Annotated in this window: 16 protein-coding genes; 6 read left to right on the forward strand and 10 right to left on the reverse strand. The window is 63.7% G+C overall.

What is annotated here, in order from left to right; genetic code table 11:
• The first annotated feature begins 100 nt into the window (after positions 1-100).
• A complete protein-coding gene (locus tag GSQ90_RS07710; protein WP_158814165.1) occupies positions 101-2,437 on the forward strand; it encodes a PAS domain-containing sensor histidine kinase in 2,337 nt (778 codons plus the stop codon).
• Positions 2,438-2,466: 29 nt separating this feature from the next.
• Here the strand turns inward: GSQ90_RS07710 and GSQ90_RS07715 are convergent, their stop codons facing one another.
• From GSQ90_RS07715 to GSQ90_RS07730, 4 genes are all read right to left on the reverse strand, one after another.
• Positions 2,467-3,738 (reverse strand): MFS transporter, encoded by a 1,272-nt coding sequence (locus GSQ90_RS07715; protein WP_158814166.1) that lies wholly within the window; start codon positions 3,736-3,738, stop codon positions 2,467-2,469.
• A gap of 68 nt (positions 3,739-3,806) precedes the next feature.
• Positions 3,807-5,498, reverse strand: coding sequence for an outer membrane beta-barrel protein (locus GSQ90_RS07720; protein WP_158814167.1), 1,692 nt, complete (start codon positions 5,496-5,498; stop codon positions 3,807-3,809).
• An 82-nt stretch (positions 5,499-5,580) separates the two neighbouring features.
• Positions 5,581-6,549, reverse strand: coding sequence for a glycosyltransferase (locus GSQ90_RS07725; protein WP_158814168.1), 969 nt, complete (start codon positions 6,547-6,549; stop codon positions 5,581-5,583).
• Between the two features lie 14 nt (positions 6,550-6,563).
• Positions 6,564-7,496, reverse strand: coding sequence for a division plane positioning ATPase MipZ (locus tag GSQ90_RS07730; RefSeq protein ID WP_158814169.1), 933 nt, complete (start codon positions 7,494-7,496; stop codon positions 6,564-6,566).
• A 233-nt stretch (positions 7,497-7,729) separates the two neighbouring features.
• On the opposite strand from GSQ90_RS07730, the gene GSQ90_RS07735 reads away from it, so the two are divergent.
• Complete coding sequence (locus GSQ90_RS07735) at positions 7,730-8,170, forward strand: VOC family protein (RefSeq protein WP_158814170.1); 441 nt, start codon at positions 7,730-7,732, stop codon at positions 8,168-8,170.
• Positions 8,171-8,363: 193 nt separating this feature from the next.
• Here GSQ90_RS07735 and GSQ90_RS07740 read toward each other — a convergent pair whose 3' ends face one another.
• Entirely contained in the window at positions 8,364-9,224 is an 861-nt protein-coding gene (locus tag GSQ90_RS07740) for a LytTR family DNA-binding domain-containing protein (RefSeq protein ID WP_158814171.1), read from the reverse strand.
• Between the two features lie 130 nt (positions 9,225-9,354).
• On the opposite strand from GSQ90_RS07740, the gene GSQ90_RS07745 reads away from it, so the two are divergent.
• Positions 9,355-11,154, forward strand: coding sequence for an FAD-binding oxidoreductase (locus tag GSQ90_RS07745; RefSeq protein WP_158814172.1), 1,800 nt, complete (start codon positions 9,355-9,357; stop codon positions 11,152-11,154).
• A gap of 89 nt (positions 11,155-11,243) precedes the next feature.
• On the opposite strand, the gene GSQ90_RS07750 is transcribed toward GSQ90_RS07745, so the two are convergent.
• Positions 11,244-11,540: a nucleotidyltransferase family protein gene (locus GSQ90_RS07750; RefSeq protein WP_158814173.1), complete on the reverse strand. Its 297-nt coding sequence runs from the start codon at positions 11,538-11,540 to the stop codon at positions 11,244-11,246.
• A gap of 238 nt (positions 11,541-11,778) precedes the next feature.
• On the opposite strand from GSQ90_RS07750, the gene xdhA reads away from it, so the two are divergent.
• Genes xdhA through xdhC form a run of 3 tightly spaced genes read left to right on the forward strand, consistent with a single transcriptional unit; the run spans position 11,779 to position 16,565 of the window.
• On the forward strand, positions 11,779-13,260 hold the full coding sequence (gene xdhA, locus GSQ90_RS07755) for a xanthine dehydrogenase small subunit (protein ID WP_158814174.1): 1,482 nt from the start codon (positions 11,779-11,781) through the stop codon (positions 13,258-13,260).
• On the forward strand, positions 13,247-15,577 hold the full coding sequence (gene xdhB, locus GSQ90_RS07760) for a xanthine dehydrogenase molybdopterin binding subunit (RefSeq protein ID WP_158814175.1): 2,331 nt from the start codon (positions 13,247-13,249) through the stop codon (positions 15,575-15,577). The genes xdhA and xdhB overlap by 14 nt, the downstream gene beginning before the upstream one ends.
• Before the next feature lie 49 nt (positions 15,578-15,626).
• A complete protein-coding gene (xdhC, locus tag GSQ90_RS07765) occupies positions 15,627-16,565 on the forward strand; it encodes a xanthine dehydrogenase accessory protein XdhC (protein ID WP_158814176.1) in 939 nt (312 codons plus the stop codon).
• Between the two features lie 106 nt (positions 16,566-16,671).
• On the opposite strand, the gene GSQ90_RS07770 is transcribed toward xdhC, so the two are convergent.
• The 4 genes from GSQ90_RS07770 to GSQ90_RS07785 form a co-directional block, all read right to left on the reverse strand.
• Positions 16,672-17,034: a helix-turn-helix domain-containing protein gene (locus GSQ90_RS07770; protein WP_158814177.1), complete on the reverse strand. Its 363-nt coding sequence runs from the start codon at positions 17,032-17,034 to the stop codon at positions 16,672-16,674.
• A gap of 18 nt (positions 17,035-17,052) precedes the next feature.
• Entirely contained in the window at positions 17,053-17,406 is a 354-nt protein-coding gene (locus tag GSQ90_RS07775; protein ID WP_210254844.1) for a DUF6516 family protein, read from the reverse strand.
• Between the two features lie 153 nt (positions 17,407-17,559).
• The gene (locus GSQ90_RS07780; protein WP_158814178.1) at positions 17,560-18,027 is read right to left on the reverse strand and encodes a group II truncated hemoglobin; all 468 of its coding nucleotides are present in this window, start codon (positions 18,025-18,027) and stop codon (positions 17,560-17,562) included.
• 37 nt (positions 18,028-18,064) lie between these two features.
• Positions 18,065-18,403, reverse strand: coding sequence for a helix-turn-helix domain-containing protein (locus GSQ90_RS07785; protein WP_158814179.1), 339 nt, complete (start codon positions 18,401-18,403; stop codon positions 18,065-18,067).
• Positions 18,404-18,442 lie beyond the last annotated feature (39 nt).

Genomic DNA, 18,442 nt, shown 5'->3' on the forward strand with positions numbered 1-18,442 from the left:
ATCTCTGGACAAAGATTCCGACAAGGATTCTTATCAGATTGATTCGGTGCGGTGCGGCACATTTCACCGGGTCAACACGGATAGGAATGAGGGGGCCACAATGGCGCGTGCGAACGCGACGATGGAGGACGTGCGTGCTGTTGCATGGCGCGATCTTGCCAGGTCGATCACACAACCGTTGAACGACAATACGGGTGCGCGTTCGCAGGCCTTCGAGCCTTGGCTTCGCTATCTGATCCCCGCCATCGCTCTTCTGTTCCTCGCCTTGCTGGCGCTTGCGGCGGTCAGTCATATCCGCTCCGAGCGTCATCGCGCCATCGACGCCGCGGAGCGCGAGGTCGATTTGCGCGCCTCGGTTCTCGCGATGGGCCTCAATCAGACGTTTGCCGCCGACCCCAGCCAGACGCCTGGCGACCTGCTCCATAAGGTTCTGGGCGCGAGCCCCGACCTGCAGGCGGTCGACGTCACGCTGGCCGATTCCGATGGCCATATTCTGGCGAGCGAACCTCCCGCGATCGACACGACCTCGACGCTGAACGCCCGGCTTGGCGCGAGCCAGCCGCTGACGACATTCGCCGAAAAGGCCGGGGTGCTGCGCATCGAAGCGGCCAATGGCGAGGATGAATTGGCGACGGTGCGCAATTTGCACGCGCCCTTGGGGCAGATGGCCCTCACAATGCGGATCGGCGCCCTGCTCGAACCTTGGCGCGAGGCGGCGCTCATCACCACATTGCTCCTCGCCTCCACGAGCGTTGTGCTCATCGGGGCCACCGCGGCCTACATCACCCAGATCCGACGCGCGCGAAAGAGAGAACAGGTGGCGCGGCGTGCGCGAACGCGCGTCGATATGGCGCTCAATCGCGGCCGATGCGGACTGTGGGACTGGGATTTGGCGCGCGGGCGGATTCATTGGTCGCGATCGATGTACGAACTGCTGGACATGCCGATTTCGTTCGAATTCCTGTCGTTCGGCGACCTGCAGGCGATGGTCCATCCCGACGACGACAATCTGGCTGACATCGCCAAACAGGCCGTCGAAGGCCAAAACCAGACGATGGACCACGAATTTCGCATCCGCAACGCCGCGGGCGAATGGGTTTGGTTGCGCGCCCGCGCCGAACTCGTTCAGGACAGCCCGAGCGCCGGCCGCCATCTTGTCGGCATCGCCGTCGACATTACCGAACAAAAGAATCTGGTCGCGACCTCGGTGCTGGCGGACCAGCGGCTGCGCGAGGCGATCGAGGCCATTTCGGAAGCTTTCGTCCTCTGGGATTCCTCGAACCGCCTTGTCCTGTGCAATTCGAAATACCAGCGCCTTCACAATCTGCCGCCCGAGAGCATGCGCCCCGGCGCGCCCTATGCGGAACTGGCGGCCAAAGGCGCGGCGCCGGTCGTCGACAGCGAAATCCTCATCAATGCAAAAGGGCTCGCGCAAGAGCACGTTCCGGCCAGGACCTATGAGGCGCGCCTGACCGACGGGCGTTGGCTGCAAGTCAACGAGCGGCGCACCAAGGACGGCGGCTATGTCTCGGTCGGCACGGACATTACCGCGCTGAAACGCCACGAAGAGCAATTGATGGAGTCCGAGCGGCGCCTGCTGACGACGGTTTCCGAACTGCGCCAATCCCGCCAGTCGTTGGAAGCGCAGGCGCAGCAATTGGCCGACCTTGCCGAGCGTCATCTCGAACAGAAGGCGCGCGCCGAAATGGCGAACCGCGCCAAGGCCGAATTCCTCGCCAATATGAGCCACGAATTGCGCACGCCGCTCAACGCCATCATCGGCTTCTCCGAAATGATGGAGCAACAGACCTTCGGCCCGCTGGGTTCGCCCAAATATCAGGACTATTGTTCGCATATCCATGAGAGCGGCCAATATTTGCTGCATGTCTTCTCCGATGTCCTAGACATGTCGCGCCTTGAGGCGGGGCGCGTGCGCCTCAACCGAAGCGAGTTTGGCGTGGAAGCGGCGATCAAGAGCGCCATGCGCGACGTCGACGCGGCGGCGCAGGCCAAGAACCTGACGATCGATATCGACGCGAACCCGAGCGAAACGATTCAGGCCGATCGCGAGGCTGTCGAGCGCATCCTGGTGACCTTGTTGCGCAACGCTGTGAAGTTCACGCCCGATGGCGGCGCGATCAGCATTGGCGCGCAGGCCTTCGACGAGCAGATTTACATCTATGTCGAAGATACGGGTCCCGGAATCGCCAGCGCCGACCTGTCGCGCCTGGGGCGTCCTTTCGAACAGGCGGATATGATGCTCGCCAACGGGATGAAAGGCTCGGGCCTTGGGCTCGCCATCGCCAATTCTCTCGTCGAATTGCATGGCGGCTCGCTGCGCATCAATTCCACTCTGGGCGAAGGCACCGTCGTTCTCGTCGCCTTGCCCCGATCGCCGATCGTGCAGCGCTTCCTGGCGCTCGCCGAGGTCGCCTGACGGCGCAGCGATTTGCGGGTCTGCCAGCGTCAGTCGGATTGCTTGGGCAAAAACCGGAAGAGATAAGCCGCCGCCAAAACGCTTATGAGCCCTAGAAGGGTCAAGACAGCGGACTCGCTCAGCCCCGCCAGCTTGAGCAGCAAGGTCGTCGCGAGCGAACCGGCGACCATATAGATCGAACTCAGCGTGTTGACGGCGCCAACCACGCGGGCGCGCCGGTCCTCGCCCGCCCAGGCTTGCACGGCGGCGAAAACCGGTACGACAAACAGGCCGGACGCGGCCGACAGCAGGAGAATATCGGCGAGCAGATGCAGGCCGGCGATGCTGGAGAAGAAATCGACGAGGCCGATCTCGCTCGCCGCTTGCGGCAAGGCGCCGGTCGTCAGGCCGAGGTCGACGAGAACGCCCGCCATCGCCAGCAGCAGGAATGGCGTCGGCCCCAGTTGAATGCGGCCATGGGCGATAATCGCGGCGAGCAGGGATCCGGCCGCGATGCCGATGGCGAAGAACAGATTGATCGCCGTCTCGACCTCGATGCCGGCGCCGATGCGCGATTTGACGACCACGGGCACGAGCGACAGCGCGACGGCGCCCACCAGCCAGAACCAGCTCACCGCGGCGCCGCCGACCCATTGGCGATCGTCGCGCTTGAGTTCGCGCAGGATGTCGCGGGTCGAGGCGAACAGGTTGGGATTGATCCTCAGCCCGGGCGCGCCGACGCTGGTTTTCGGAATGAAAAGCGAGGCGGCCCAGCAGGCGAGCCCGACGACGGCGAGCTGCAAGACGACGCTCCAGACCGCGCGCCCTTCGGCGGCGGCAAAGCCGCCGGCGATCAGCCCGCAAATGATCGCTGCGAAAGTCGCCCCTTCGACAAGCGCATTGCCGGAGACAAGCTCCTCGCGCTTCAGATGGTCGGGTAAAATGCCGTATTTGATCGGGCCGAACAGCGCCGCGATGATTCCAAGGCCAAAAAGCGACACATAGAGCAGGGCGAGCGACGAGAAATAGAAGCCGGCCGCCGCGACCAGCTGGATGAATATTTCAGCAAATTTCAACCGCCTCGCGATCAGCGCCTTGTCGTGGGAATCGGCGAGTTCGCCGCCCAGGGCCGACAGCAGCATCGAAGGCAGAATGAATATGCCGATCGCCAGCGTGACCTTCGATCCAGCGTCGCCGCCGCCGAAACGAAACAGGATCAGCATCACCAGCATCTGGCGAACGAAATTGTCGTTGAACGCGGACAGGAACTGGCACCAGAACAGCGGCGCAAAACGCCGCGAAATCATCAATTGGCCGAACATTCCGCCCCCACGATCCGATAGCGGCTTTGCCTCCGCCTGCATCGCTATGCGACTATGACAATGGGCGATCAGAAATGATAGGCCGACTGTACGAAGACCTGGGCAAGCTGGGTGCGAAAGGTTGCGACCTGGGCGCCGCCGCCTGGCGTAACGTCCTGAAACAGCACATGGCCTTTGGCGTTCATCGACCAAAAGCGGCCGCCGATTCCGATGTCGAAATTGTGCGAAAGGGCGTAGTTCAACTCCGCCTCGAGTTGATAGCCGTTCGAACCGCTGCCGGTTTCCGGGATCGCGCCCGAGAAATCTTCCGGCTCTCTGAGCCAGTGATCGTTGCTGCCGTTGAAGCCGATATAGGGCAGCCAGGCGGCTTCCGCGCGAAGGGAGAAGCCGGCGGGCAGGGTCATCTCTCCTGCGATCCCGAGACGGACCGACCGCCAGACGCCTACATCGGTGATCGTCAGGTTGGACGACGCCACGTCTCCGGGCGGACAGATATCCGCATTGCCGGCCGTTTGCGTGCAGCCGAAGGCGTTGAAGGTTTGGTTGAGATAATGATAGCCGGCAAAGCCGCCCAGTTTGTACCAGGAGCCTTGCATCGCGTAATAGCCGACGTCGATGTCGGCATAGCTTAGGTGGCCATCGCTTTGCGGACTGTTGGTCGAGGAATAGGGCGATGTGTCCGGGGGAAAGTCCTCGTCCTGTAGGTAACCGCGCATCTCCTTGCCGATGGCGGCGAAACCTTTCGCGAAAAGTCCGGAACTGGTCTCGTCGAGCCTTCCGTAGATCTCGGCGGTGTCGGCCGTCGGGTTGTGATAGGTGAGCTGCGAAACCTTCGTGGCGCCAGTGAAGTCATACAGCTTCATCTGAGCGCTGCTTGTCGACATGCCGGCGCGCACCCCGAAGGTTCCAACGATATCGGCGCTGGAATCTGGCGCCGCCGCGACAGCGGACGCATCGCTCGAACCGTCGAATTCATAGTTCAAGGCAAGTCGCAATGCATAGCCCTTGAACGCAAAGGTCGAGTCCGATTTTGGCGTCGCGTCGCCATTTGAATAAATGAAATTGGCGATTCCGACATCATGGGTTTCGCCAAGATCGTAATAGAGAAACTCGCCGCCGATCGACCATTGCGGACCCAGCGCATATTCCACGCCGCCGCCGGCCGCCCAGCCGACCGCCGTGTCGCTACGCGCGCCCGCATATGCGGCGCCGCTATCGAACGTCAAGCTGGTCGATGTTCGCGTCTGGCCAAAGGCGAGGCCTGCCGTCGCGTAAAGGAGCATGTCGTCGATCGGCGTGAATCCGACGCGTCCGCGAATCGTGCCCAGACTCTGGAGCTGCTGCGACTGCGTCGTCGTGAAGGGCGTCGCGGGCGGTTCGCCGGTATAGGCGCCGGAAGCTGTTTGCGTCGTTTTCGCGCCGCCGACGAGATCATAATCCGCGACCGCTCCGATGACGAAACTGCCCCATTGCTTGTTGAAGCCGGCCTGTCCGCCAACCATCAGTCCGCGCGAAGAGAAACTATAGGAGCCGGGAATCCCCGTCGTGACCAGCGATGGCGGAAACCAGATCTGCGTCTCGCTTTGGCCGGGCGCCCAGAGGCCGCCGCCGTTGATTCCGACCGTAAATCCGTTCCAGCGCGGGCCCGAGGGGACTGAGTCTTGCACCGGGGTTGGCGCCATGACGTCAAGATCGGCCGCAAAGGCGCCGCCGCCGGAGCCTGCGACGCATAAGAGGATGAGGATGACGTATCGATTCACGCGCCGTCTCGGGTTGCCGGTGCGGAACGTTAACCTTAACTTGGTTAATGAATTCTCGCGCGGCGCCGGATCGGGCGGTTGCCTAAGGCGCCGGGCCTGGCGCGCGCCATCCATCGGCGAACGCGCAAGTCCTGAAGAACGCCATCATGCGTTCGGCGAAGGCGCGACGCGCGGGCGTTTTCCGCGGCCTGCCCGGGCGCAGGCCCTTCGCAGGGGGCTGGGCGAGATAGTCAGGCCATGGCGAAGCGGCGAACCAGGCCTGGTAGTCCCGCGCAAAGCGCGCTTCTCCACGCCAAACGTCGAGATTCCATGGTTTGGGATGATTGACGAAATGCAGGGCGATCGGGTCGATCGGCGCCTCCAAATCGAGAAGAAAAAAGTCGCCCATGAAATTGTATCGCGGCGATAGCGGCGCAAAGCCGCCCGCGATCAGTTCATTGAGCGCGCTTTGCTCCATGAAGGGGTAGCGGCCGGGCACCGCGCGCAATGCGGCCAGCGCGCGTTCGCCGAGCTCAAGCGCGCTCCATCGCGCCCGGTCGATCGCCATCAGGCCGGCGTTGAAATAGGGCGTCTTTTCGCCGAGGCCGAGCGTGCGCCGATGGCGCTGGAAGCTGCGCGCCAGCGCGCCGCCGTTGAAATCCATCAGGAAGAGCATGTCATAGGCCGCGGCGATCGGCGCGCCGCCAAGATCGATTTCGGCGAGCCGGCCGAGGCCCGGACGCCGGATCAGCATATCGGAATCGACCGAGACGATGCGCGCGTAGGACTCAGGCAAGACCCGATCGAGGAACAGGCGCCGAAACACCGCGCGCGAAAAGCGGCCGCGGCCCGGCGTATCGCGATCGAACGACGAAAAATCGACGCAGAGCAGGTTAATTCGGGCGCGCAACGCCGGATCAAGCTGCGCGAAACCGGGCGCGACATCGGCTTCCTCGCAGATGATGAAGAGATCGAAGGCGCCGGCATCCGCTTGCGCGAGGATGGTGGAGGCGGTGAACGCCGCCTGGCGAAAGAAGGCCAGATCAGGCGTGAGGCAGACGGCGGTCTTCACGAAAGGCGCCGTCGTCAAGAGAAGTCATGGGCGTCGGCGCTCGGCGCCCGGTAAAAATCCGATACGCGCGCATGCCACAGGCGACGCGATTCGATGTGCTCGACGCCCGGCGTCCGGGTCGGCAATTGCAGGGATTCGACGAGGTTTTCGATCTCCTGCCGCGCGCTCTGCTGCGAAGACGTCAACGCGCCTTTCTGCGCGCCTTGTTCGATCGCGTCGAGCGCAGTCAGTCCGATGGGGAAAAGCTCGCGGAAAATGACCCGGTCATGGAAGCCGTCGGCGATGCGAAACCTGAGTTCGGCGCCGATCCGGGCGATGCTGATGGCGATTTGCTTGGCATTGTTGTTGGCCAGCGAGGCCATGCGGTTGCGCACCATGATCCAGTCGATGACGCCATTGTCGACGAGTTGGCGTTTGCGGCGCGCCTCAAGCACGAGGTCGGCGTAATGGGCGACCGCGCCGCGCTGCTTGCGGTCGTGGTTGACCCGCGAAAAAACGTCGACATCGATATAGCTGTCGTTGAGCGGCGAAATCAGCGTATCGGCGAGCGAATGGGCCAGACGCATGAGATAGCTGTCGGAGGCCGGCGTATCGATGACGACGAATTCGTAATCGTGTTCGACGGCGCCGATGGCGGCGGCGAAGTCGGCGAATTCGCGCGCCTCGTTCTCGCGCAGATCGGCGGATTCGCCGCGCCCCATGGCGCAATGATGCGGCAATTCGATCGGCCAATTGGCGTTGGCCGACCACGAGCGCCGATTTTCGAAGAAGCGGGTCAGCGTCTGCTGGCGCGTATCGAGATCGATCGATGCGACCCGATAGCCCGCTTTGAGCAAAGCGACCGTCACATGGATCGAAATCGTCGATTTGCCGGCGCCGCCCTTCTCATTGCCGACGACAATGACATGGGCGCTGCGCAGATCGGAGGAATCGCTGTCGAAGTCCATGAATGTCGCCGAATCGCTTACGCAATATGCTCAAGCCATTCATAATATTTTTCTTGGCGTTCGGCCAATAGGGCGATGGGCTTGCGGCCGGCGGCAGGTTCCGGGGTCATCTTTGCGTGATCGCCGAGAGGAGGAACAAAACGGGGGCTTCCACAACCCGAATTGCCGGTTATGGTCTGCCCGGTCTTTTGAGGCTATGCCCATCTTTTGAAACAATCGGCGGAGTCAAAGCAATGGAATTCCTGCACACCATGATCCGCGTCACCGATCTCGAGGCGTCGCTTGATTTTTTCATCGGCAAGTTCGGGCTGGTGGAGACGCGGCGCATCAATAACGAAAAGGGGCGCTACACCCTGGTTTTCCTCGCCGCTCCCGGCGACGCCGCGCAGGCGGCGAAAACCCAGGCGCCGCTGATCGAACTGACCCACAACTGGGATCCGGAAGTCTATACCGGCGGCCGGAATTTCGGCCATCTCGCCTATCGCGTCGACGACATCTACGCCTTTTGCGATAAGTTGATGAAAGCGGGCGTGACGATCAACCGGCCGCCGCGCGACGGCCATATGGCTTTCGTGCGCACGCCCGACAATATTTCGATCGAGCTGATCCAGAAAGACGGCTCCCTGCCGCCCGCCGAGCCCTGGCTTTCGATGCCCAATACGGGGGTGTGGTGAGCCTCGCCAGCGTACGAAGCTGGCAATCTTGATTTCCGCGCAACTTACGTCATGGCCGGGCTCGTCCCGGCCACCCACGCGGCGCCGTTGCAAGAAACTCTCAAGGCTGGCGGCGACGGATCGGCGTGGATGCCCGGCACAAGGCCGGGCATGACGCGCGGAGGTTGCAAGGACTTCCGGCGTGGAGACCCGTTCAAGAGCCGCACCCGCCGCGCAATTTCGCCAGCGCCGCCGGGAACCGGCGCGAGAGCGGCGCGGTGACGCTTCCCAGCTCCACCGTATAGTCGCCCGACCCCTCTGGTTTCAGCGCGGTCATTTGTCCGGCATTGACCAGCCATGACCGGTGCGTGCGCAGGAAGCCGCGCGGGCCGAGTTCGCTTTCGAGCGTCGACAGCGGCGAGCGCATCAACAGCTTGCGCTGGTCCTTGAGCACGAATTCGACATAGTTTCCCGCCGAGGCGATGGCCAGAACCTGATCCAGCCGCACGCGGGTGAGCCTGGAGCCGTCGCGGATATCGAAAGTCAGCGTCTGTCCAGGCGTTTCGATCAGCGACAATTGACGCAGCAAATGTTCGACGAGCGCGGCGGCCGCCGCGAATATCGCATAACTGATGGCGTCCTTGGCGAGTTCGTAGCCGAAATGGGGAAGGAACGCGCCGAATTCGTAATGCGCGCCGCCAAACCAGTAGACGAGCTTGCGCAAGCCGATGAAACCCGTGACGTGGGCGAGCGAGAAGATCAGCATCGCCGGGACGTGAATCAACAGCTTCCAGCGCGGCCGCACTCTGAGCGGCGCGATGCGGCACGCGACCCAGGGGATCCACAGGAACAGGATGAAGGCGAGCCCGCTCGACCCCTCCCAGAGGATGGGAGCGGCAAGGCCGTATTGCGGTTGCTCGTGGTGGGTGGTGATGACGTTGATGGCGTTGATGGCCCCGACCATCGCCACGGCGACCGCGTAGCAATAGAGAAGCGTGCGTCGGGCGACGCCGCTCGTCCCCAAAGCGTCGCCGCTCATCCCAAGCCATTGCCAGACATCACCCATCGGGTGCATGCCGTCACCGCGACCTTCCCCCGGAGCGCCGCGTTTGGAAGAAGAGGTGCGTTCCGCGGGTGCGGACAGGCTCGGTCTCATGGCGCAAGCCACATTAAAGGACCGCGGCCGGAAGGGCAAAGGTGGGACGATGCACAGACGAAACATGCTCAAGGGAATGGCGGCGGTCATCGCGCTGCAATCCGATCTCCTGTCCCAGCTTGCGGCCAACGCCGCTGCGACCTCCGCGTTCAGCCGCGTGCGGCCCGGCGACGCCGCATGGCCGAGCGCCGCAAGCTGGGCCAAGCTGAACGAGGCGGTCGGCGGCAATCTGATCGCCGCGCCTTCCCCATTCGGCGCCTGTGCGACCGACGCCGGCAGCGCGCCTTGCGTCGACGCGCTGGCCAATATCCGCAATCCCTTCTACCTCGGCGACCAGCCAGGGGGCACGCAGGTTTCCGGTTGGCTCGACGCCTGGACGCCGGCGCCCAGCGCCTATGCGGTGAAGGCCCGGTCGAGCGGCGATGTCGCGGCGGCGGTGAATTTCGCGCGCGACAACAATCTGCGCCTCGTCGTGAAGGGCGCGGGCCACAGCTATCAGGGAACTTCGAACGCGCCCGATTCGCTGCTGATCTGGACGCGCGCGATGGACAAGGTGACGCTGCATGATTCCTTCGCGCCGCAAGGCTGCGAAGGCAAAATCGCGCCCGGTCCCGCGGTCAGCGCCGAAGCGGGCGCGGTGTGGATCGACCTCTATCACGCCGTCACGAGCGAGGCCGGCCGCTATGTGCAGGGCGGCGGCTGCACCGACGTCGGCGTGGCGGGCCTGATTCAAAGCGGCGGCTTCGGCAGCTTCTCGAAGGGTTTTGGGTCGGCGGCCGCGGGCCTGCTCGAAGCCGAGATCGTCACCGCTGACGGCGCGGTGCGCATTGCGAACGCCTGCACCAATCCGGATCTGTTTTGGGCGATCAAGGGCGGCGGCGGCGGAAGCTGGGGCGTGGTCACGCGCGTGACGCTGCGCACGCACGACCTGCCCGCGTTCTTGGGCGGCGCCTGGGGAACCATCAAGGCGCAATCGGACGACGCCTTCCGGCGCCTGATCGCCCGCTTCCTCGCGTTCTATGCCGAAAGTCTCTTCAATCCGCACTGGGGCGAACAGATCGGACTGGGATCGGACAATATTCTCAAGCTGTCGATGGTGTGCCAGGGCCTCGACACCCCGCAGGCGAGCGCGGTTTGGCAGCCTTTCTTCGATTGGGTCAAAGCATCGCCGGAGGACTTTGACCTCAGCGCCAGCCACGGCGCGGGCGCCTTGCCGGCGCGCCACTTCTGGGATGTCGCGGGCAGCCATTTCATGATCGCCGATTCCCGCGCCGGCGTTCCCGCCTTTCATGGCTGGTGGCGGGGCGATCAGGATCAGGTTGGCATGTTCCTGCATGGCTACGAATCGCTTTGGCTGCCGGCGTCCTTGCTGCGGGAGGCGGAGCGGCAGCGCTTCGCCGACGCGCTGTTCGCGGCGAGTCGCATCAAGAAAGTCGACCTGCATTTCAACAAGGGATTGGCCGGCGCGCCGGACGAGGCCATCGCGGCCGCTAGGGATACGGCGACCAACCCGGCCATGACCGAGGCTTTTGCGCTCGCCATCATCGCCGATGGCGAGGGTCCGCGCTATCCCGGCCTCGCGCGGCCCGCACTCGATGTGGCTACGGCGCGCAAGCACGCGCGCGCGATCGATCTTGCCGCCCTCGAACTGCGCAGAGTGGCGCCGGACGCGGGATCCTATGTCTCCGAGAGCAATTATTTTGTCGCGTCGTGGCAGGACGCTTTCTGGGGATCGAACTATCCGCGCCTGCGCGCTGTCAAGGCGAAATACGATCCAGGCGGTCTGTTCTTCGTGCGCCATGGCGTTGGCAGCGAGGGCTGGTCCGATGACGGGTTTACGAGGGGCTGACGGGCTCGCGGGAGATATCCTGCACGAATTCGCGCGCCAGGAGGATGAGGATACCGTCGCGAATATCGAACAGGGCGAAGCGAGTTCGATCAGAAGGCGTAGATGGCGTCGCGTTCCGCGCTCGGCCGAACAAAAGGCTTCAAGCCTTCCCGGTTCGCGACATCGACGCGCATGGGGAACAAGGCCTCGATAAACTGGACGATTCCGACATACTGGAACAAGCCGATGCGTGCGTCCGGCGCAATTTCGACCATGATGTCGACATCGCTATCGGGCCGCTGCTCGTCGCGAGCCATGGAGCCAAACAGCGCGGCATGCGCGACCCCCCGGGCTCGAAGGTCGGCCTCGCTTTGCCTCAGCTTCTCGATGATCTCGTCGCGTTTCATAGGGCGAGTATAGCATCACGGTCACAATGTGCTCAATTCACTTGCGTCTAGCCTGTTTCGCTTTCGAGGCGCAGCTTGCCTAAACCGTTACCTCCTGCGGCGCGAAGAGCCGGCGACGGGGCTCCTGGCCGCGCTTAACGGATTTCTCGATAAGTGCTTTGGCGGGGGTCGATAGAGCGAAACCTTTTGTTTTGTACGATTTGGCCGCATGATTGGGTCCGTCGATAGAGCTTTCGAGATGACCGATCCGCATAAAGAGCCGCGAAAGTCCCTAAATTTCCGCTTCCGCGGCGCCGATGTCGCGTTGAACGGCTTCGCGCCGCGCGCCACGCTCCTCGACTGGCTGCGCGAGGAGGCGGGGGCGACCGGCACCAAGGAAGGTTGCGGCGAGGGCGATTGCGGCGCCTGCACCATCGTGCTCGCCCGCAACCGGGATGGCGCACTGACCCATGAGGCGGCCAACGCCTGCGTGCTGCTGCTCGGCCAGGTCGACGGCGCCGAGGTTTTGACCGTCGAGGATCTCGCCGAGGGGGCGAACCTCCATCCCGTCCAGCAGGCGATGGTCGACCAGCACGGCTCGCAATGCGGCTTTTGCACGCCGGGCATCGTGATGAGCCTGTTTGCGCTCTATCATCGCGGCGAGCCGGCGACGCGCGCGTCGATCTGCGATCAACTCGCGGGCAATCTCTGCCGCTGCACCGGCTACCGGCCGATCGTCGACGCGGCGCTCGAAACCTGTCTCGGCGAGCCCGCCGACCGGTTCGCGATCCATGCCGAGGCGAGAGCTGAGGCCCTTGCCGCCATCGCCGACGAAAAAGATCTGTTCGTCGGCGACGACAGCGCCTTTTTCGCCGCGCCGGCCAGCGAGCGCTCGCTCGCCGAACTCTGCGACCGGCACAAGGACGCGGTGCTGCTCGGCGGCGCCACGGATGTCGGCCTGTGGATCACCAAAATGCTGCGCGATCCGCGCAAGATCATCTGGCTCGGACGCGTCGCCGGGCTCGACCGGATGGAGACGGTGGCCGAAGGGCTCGATATCTATGCGACGACCAGCCTTCAGCGCGCCATGCCGAGGCTCGCCGAGCTTCATCCCGATCTTGGCGAGATCATGCGCCGCTTCGGCTCCGCGCAGGTGCGCGTTGCCGGCACGGTCGGCGGCAATATCGCCAATGGCTCGCCCATCGGCGATCTGCCGCCGGCGCTGATCGCGCTGGGCGCCAGCGTCGAACTGCGCCATGGCGAAGCCTCGCGCGTTCTGCCGCTGGAGCAATTCTTCATCGCTTATGGCAAGCAGGATCGCCAGCCTGGCGAATATGTGCGCCGCATTCACGCCCCCAGGCTGAAGGCGAACCAGCATTATCGCGCCTTCAAAGTGTCGAAGCGCTTTGATGAAGACATTTCCGCCGTGATGAGCGGCTTCCGCTTCACCCTGGAGGGACGACGCGTCATCGAAGCGCGCATCGCCTATGGCGGCATGGCCGCGACGCCCAAACGCGCGAGCGGCGCCGAGAAGGCGCTGGTCGGCGCCGATCTCGACAATCCCACAAGCTGGAGCGCCGCGATAGCGGCGATCGCCACGGATTATTCGCCGCTGACCGACATGCGCGCGACATCGGCCTATCGCTCGCGCGTCGCCGCCAATCTTCTGATGAAAGCTTTGCTTGAAGTCGCCGGCGGCCACAGCGCTACGCGCATCGGAGGCCTCCATGCTGCGGAATAGAACCGCGATCCCGCAGGTCCCGCTCGAAAAGGAGACGGCGGTTGTCCACAAGCCGCTCGCCCATGATTCCGCGCGCCTGCATGTCAGCGGCGCGGCGACCTATATCGACGACATCCGCGAGCCCGCCGGGACTTTGCACATTGCGATCGGCCTCGCCGACAAGGCGGCCGGAACATTGCGCGGGATGACGCTTGACGCGGTGCGCGCGGCCAAGGGCGTCGTCGCGGTTCTCACCGCGGCGGATATCCCGGGCAAGAACGATATCGCGCCGGCTTTCGCCGACGAGCCTCTCTTCGCCGACAAGGAAATCCTCTTCCACAATCAGGCGATTTTCGCCGTCGTCGCGCGCAGCCGCGACGAAGCGCGGCGCGCCGCGCGGCTCGCCAAGATCGATATCGACGAGGCCAAACCCGCCATCACCGTCGCGGACGCGCTGGAGACCGGCGCGCGCGTGCTGCCCGATTATGAATTTGGGCGCGGCGACGCGCCCGCGGCGCTCGGGCGAGCGCCGCGCCGGCTCGAAGGCTTGCTGCATATTGGCGGCCAGGAGCATTTCTATCTCGAAGGCCAGGCCGCTTTCGCCATTCCGGGCGAGGGACGCGAAATGCTGGTCCATTCCTCGACGCAGGACCCGACCGAAGTCCAGCACATCGTGGCGCGGATTCTCGCCATCCCCGACGCCTTTGTGACGGTCGAGACGCGGCGCATGGGCGGCGCTTTCGGCGGCAAGGAGAGCCAGGCCTGCGCCTGGGCGGCGATCGCGGCGCTGGCGGCGCTTGTCACGGGCAAGCCATGCAAAGTACGGCTCGACCGCGACGATGATTTCGCACTGACCGGCAAGCGCCATGATTTCCGCGCCGATTGGCGCGTCGGCTATGACGACAAGGGAATCGTCTCTGCCTATGACGTCATGCTCAACGCGCGCTGCGGCTGTTCGGCCGATTTGTCGCCCGGCGTCGTCGACCGCGCGATGTTTCATGCCGCCAATGCCTATTGGCTACCGGATGTGAAGGTCGCCTCGCGGCGCCTCAAGACGAATACGGTCTCCAACACCGCCTTTCGCGGCTTTGGCGGGCCGCAGGGCATGCTCGCCATCGAGCGCGTGATGGATGCGATCGCCCATGAGCGCGGCCTCGATCCGCTCGACGTGCGCAAGGCCAATTTCTACCGCCCGGGCGGCGACAAGACGCCCTTCGGCCAGACGGTCGAGGATATGACGACGCTGCCTTCGATGATCGAAGAGCTTGAGCTCTCCTCGGATTACCGGGCGCGGCGCCGCGCGATCGAGGCCTTCAACGCGAATAGCCCTTACATCAAACGCGGCATCGCGTTGACGCCGGTGAAATTCGGCATTTCCTTCACGCTGATCCATCTCAACCAGGCCGGCGCGCTCGTCCATGTCTATACCGACGGTTCGATCCATCTCAATCATGGCGGCACCGAGATGGGGCAGGGGCTGTTCACCAAAGTGGCGCAGGTAGTCGCTGAGGAATTTGGCGTGCCGATCGATTTCGTGCGCATCACCGCGACCAACACCGCCAAAGTGCCGAACGCCTCGCCGACGGCGGCCTCTTCCGGCTCCGACATCAACGGCATGGCGGCGCAGATCGGCGCGCGGCAGATCAAGCAGCGCATGGTCGAATTCGCCTGCGCGCAATGGGGCGTGACGGCTGAGGAGATCGTGTTTCGCGATGGGTTGGTGCTGATCGGCAACAAATCGATGTCGTTTGGCGAACTCGCCAAGACCTGCCGGCTGAATCGCGTGCAACTCTCGGCCGCCGGCTTCTACAAGACGCCTGTCATCACCTGGGACCGTGCGACCGCGACAGGGCGCCCGTTCCTCTATTTCGCTTTCGGCGCCTCGTGCTCTGAGGTGGTCATCGACACATTGACTGGCGAGATGAAGGTCGAGCGGGTCGATATCCTCCATGACGTCGGCTCCTCGCTCAATCCGGCGCTCGACATCGGCCAGGTCGAAGGCGGCTTCGTCCAGGGGATGGGCTGGCTGACCACGGAGGAATTGGTGTTCGACGCCAAAGGCCGGCTGTCGACGCATGCGCCGGCGACCTACAAGATTCCGGTCGCCTCCGATGTGCCCGCCGATTTTCGCACGAAGCTGCACATGCGGCCGAACATCGCCGACACTATCTATCGCTCTAAGGCGGTTGGCGAGCCGCCGCTGATGCTGCCGATTTCGGTCTATTGCGCCATTCTCGACGCGGTCCATGCGATCAGGCCGGGATCACAGCCCAGACTCGAAGCGCCCTGTACGCCGGAGGCGATTTTGAATGCCATTCAGTCGATTCAAACGCACTAGAAATAGGTCAATGTCGCTGACCTCGATGCGGGAGGGTTGAGGCGCCTCCATGCAGGTCTTCAATCGTTTGATCGAGGCTCTTGAAGCCGAAGGGGCGGGCGCCCTCATCAGCCTCGTCAAGGCGGAGGGGTCGAGCCCGCGCGAGAGCGGCGCGCGCATGGTGGTGCGCCCGTCCGGCGCCTTCAACGGCACGATCGGCGGCGGCGCGCTCGAATGGGAAGCGCTTGAAGCCGCGCGCCTTGCGCTCGCCGTCGGCCGCGGCCCGGCCTTGCGCCGTACCGTTTCTCTCGGCCCCGATCTCGCGCAATGCTGCGGCGGCCGCGTGCAATGGCTGATCGAAACTTTCGATGGGCGCGACGAAAGCGATCTGGCGGCGCTCGCCGCCGCCGAACGCGCCGGCTCCTTTGTCGCCGAAGCGCGTCAGACGCCCGACCGGCGCCTCGCGCGATCGATCCAGGCCTGGCCCGGCGGCAAGGGCGAGGAAATCGAACTGCTGCCGGACGGCGGCCTGCGCGAGCGTTTTTACGACGCGCGCACCCTTCTCTATCTCTTCGGCGCCGGCCATGTCGGACGCGCGCTGATCCTGGCGCTGGCGCCGCTGCCGTTCCGGACGCACTGGATCGATCCGCGCCGCGAAGCGTTCCCCGAGCGCGCGCCCGCCAATGTCGCGATGGTCCATGCGCGCGAGCCGGCGCAGGAGCTCGCCGCCGCGCCCGACGGCGCGCAAGTGCTGGTCATGACCCATTCGCATCCGCTAGACTTGGCGATCGTCAGCGAGGCTCTGGGCGCAGAGCGGTTTTCTTTTGTGGGCCTGATCGGCTCGGCGACCAAGCGCGCCCGCTTCCTGAGCCAGATGCGCGCCGCCGGCCTTGGCGAAGAAGCTTTGGCGCGCCTCGTCTGTCCGATCGGCCTGCCGGGCGTGGAGGGCAAGGAGCCCGCGGTAATCGCGGCGGCGATTGCGGCGCAATTGCTGATCGCGCGGGGGTAGGCAGGTCAGAACGGAATGTCATCTTCAGTTGAGGAATCTGCCCGTCGACGAGATTGATCTTCCCCCTGGCGTTTCGCGCCCGATCTTCGATTTCGTCCGGTCGGCTTCACGACGCCAGGCTGATTTTGATCTTGTCGCTCATCGCGTACGGGTCGATGTCGAGATGCAGCATCCCGATTTTCGTCGTTGGCACGCGTCGGCGATCGACCGTTCGCATTTCCAATAGCCCGAACGCTTCGAGCTTGCCCAAGGTCCGCAGCAAGTTTGGCTGCGCGCGTTTGGTGAGCCGCGCCAATTCGGCGACAGATTGCGGCTTGGAATCACGGATCGTGCGCAGCAGCCTCCGATTATCTGGTGTCAATAGCCGGATAAGCGCCTCGCTCGAGTCCACGCTCGGCGAAGCCGCGTCCGCGGGAGCCGCTATTTCACCTCGGGCGACCTTCCGCATCTCGACTTCCAAGTCGCTCATGCGCTGTATTTTCATGGCTCAGTCCTTTTGTCGTCTATCGCTCGTACCGACAACGGCCTCGCTTACGCCGTGGTCGTTCAAAACGCGCCGCGCTTCGGCGAAAAAATCCGCGAGCAATTGATCCGCGGTCGTGAATGCATAGGGCCTTCCCGGATCGTCGCCGGCGCGATGCCAGTGATCGCGCTCGATACGCGTGCGGCGATAGCCCGACTTGGGCGGGGAGGCTCGATGGGCATTGTCGAACCCGACAAGCCGGTTTCCCTCGGCATCGTGCAAGGTGAAGGAATAGCGCAATCCATGCGGTCGCTCTGGCGTCGGCGTCACGCGGCCAATCTCGAATTTGAGCCAGTAGCCCTTTTCGAGATGATGCACGCGTCCATCGAACGCCAGCAAAAATTCAAGCGTATGCTCGTCGGATATTGGGCATGTTCCTTATAGATCATATCCGCACATGATATCACGGGCGAAATGAATATTTCAAGCTTTCATTTTGGCGCGTTGCGTCCCCGCGCCAGACGACAACAATCAGCCGGCATACGGCCCTTTGACTTCGCCCCAGCCCCAACGCGGCATCGGCTCTTGTTCGACGGCGTGGGGTTCGGATTGTGATGTGATGACCGCGATCCTCGTGCCCCATTCGATATAGGCCATTAGCGACGAACGAAATTCAGGGTCCGCGGGAACCCCGATTTCATCGGCCGCGTCGATCAGCAGGCTCACCCAGCGCCGCCGTTGCGCCTCCGTCAGATGGCGCGCGAAATGTTTGGTCAGCATATGCGCGTGGCCGCCGCGCTCACGCGAATATTCGGCCGGGCCTCCAAAAACTTCGCCAAGAAATTGCGCGACATAGTGCGGATGTCTGGCGTCCATGTTGGCGAATATCGGCGCGATCAACGGATCGGCCTTGACCTTGACATAGAAATTGGCAGTCAGTTTTTCGAGCGCCGCCGCGCCGCCGATCCATTCGAACAAGGTTGGAACTTCTCTTGTCATCCCGCTTTCCTCCAAACTGCGCCCAGGCGCGGGCCGGTCACGATCTTGGCCCGACCACGACCTTCAACTCGGAGGCCTGCGCTTCGCCCCAATCGTAGAGCGCTTGCAGAACCGGCCGCAGCGATTCCCCGCGGCTGCTGAGGCGATAGCCGCTGCGCGGCTTCTCGCCGCCGGGCGCAACGAGCCCCAGGGCCTGAAGATCGGCGAGCCGCTCGGTCAGGACTTTGTCGCTGAGCTGGGGGATCAACCGTCTGAGTTCTCCGTATCGCAAGGGACCGTCTTTCAGCCGCGCCAGAATCACCGCCTTCCACTTGCCGCCGAGCAAGATGAGCGAAAGCTCGACCGGACAGCCGAAAACTTCGGGCAGGTTTTTCACGATACGTCTCCGATCGGTTTCACACCAAATGGTGCGTTG

It is taken from the genome of Methylocapsa sp. S129 (assembly GCF_009765995.1).
Taxonomy (GTDB): Bacteria; Pseudomonadota; Alphaproteobacteria; order Rhizobiales; family Beijerinckiaceae; genus Roseiarcus.

Coding starts and splice junctions, on each gene's coding strand:
- GSQ90_RS07710 (WP_158814165.1), top strand. CDS start 101: ATGGCGCGTGCGAACGCGACGATGGAGGACGTGCGTGCTGTTGCATGG.
- GSQ90_RS07715 (WP_158814166.1), bottom strand. CDS start 3,738: ATGTTCGGCCAATTGATGATTTCGCGGCGTTTTGCGCCGCTGTTCTGG.
- GSQ90_RS07730 (WP_158814169.1), bottom strand. CDS start 7,496: ATGGACTTCGACAGCGATTCCTCCGATCTGCGCAGCGCCCATGTCATT.
- GSQ90_RS07735 (WP_158814170.1), top strand. CDS start 7,730: ATGGAATTCCTGCACACCATGATCCGCGTCACCGATCTCGAGGCGTCG.
- GSQ90_RS07740 (WP_158814171.1), bottom strand. CDS start 9,224: ATGCACCCGATGGGTGATGTCTGGCAATGGCTTGGGATGAGCGGCGAC.
- GSQ90_RS07745 (WP_158814172.1), top strand. CDS start 9,355: ATGCACAGACGAAACATGCTCAAGGGAATGGCGGCGGTCATCGCGCTG.
- GSQ90_RS07750 (WP_158814173.1), bottom strand. CDS start 11,540: ATGAAACGCGACGAGATCATCGAGAAGCTGAGGCAAAGCGAGGCCGAC.
- xdhA (WP_158814174.1), top strand. CDS start 11,779: ATGACCGATCCGCATAAAGAGCCGCGAAAGTCCCTAAATTTCCGCTTC.
- xdhB (WP_158814175.1), top strand. CDS start 13,247: ATGCTGCGGAATAGAACCGCGATCCCGCAGGTCCCGCTCGAAAAGGAG.
- xdhC (WP_158814176.1), top strand. CDS start 15,627: ATGCAGGTCTTCAATCGTTTGATCGAGGCTCTTGAAGCCGAAGGGGCG.
- GSQ90_RS07770 (WP_158814177.1), bottom strand. CDS start 17,034: ATGAGCGACTTGGAAGTCGAGATGCGGAAGGTCGCCCGAGGTGAAATA.
- GSQ90_RS07780 (WP_158814178.1), bottom strand. CDS start 18,027: ATGACAAGAGAAGTTCCAACCTTGTTCGAATGGATCGGCGGCGCGGCG.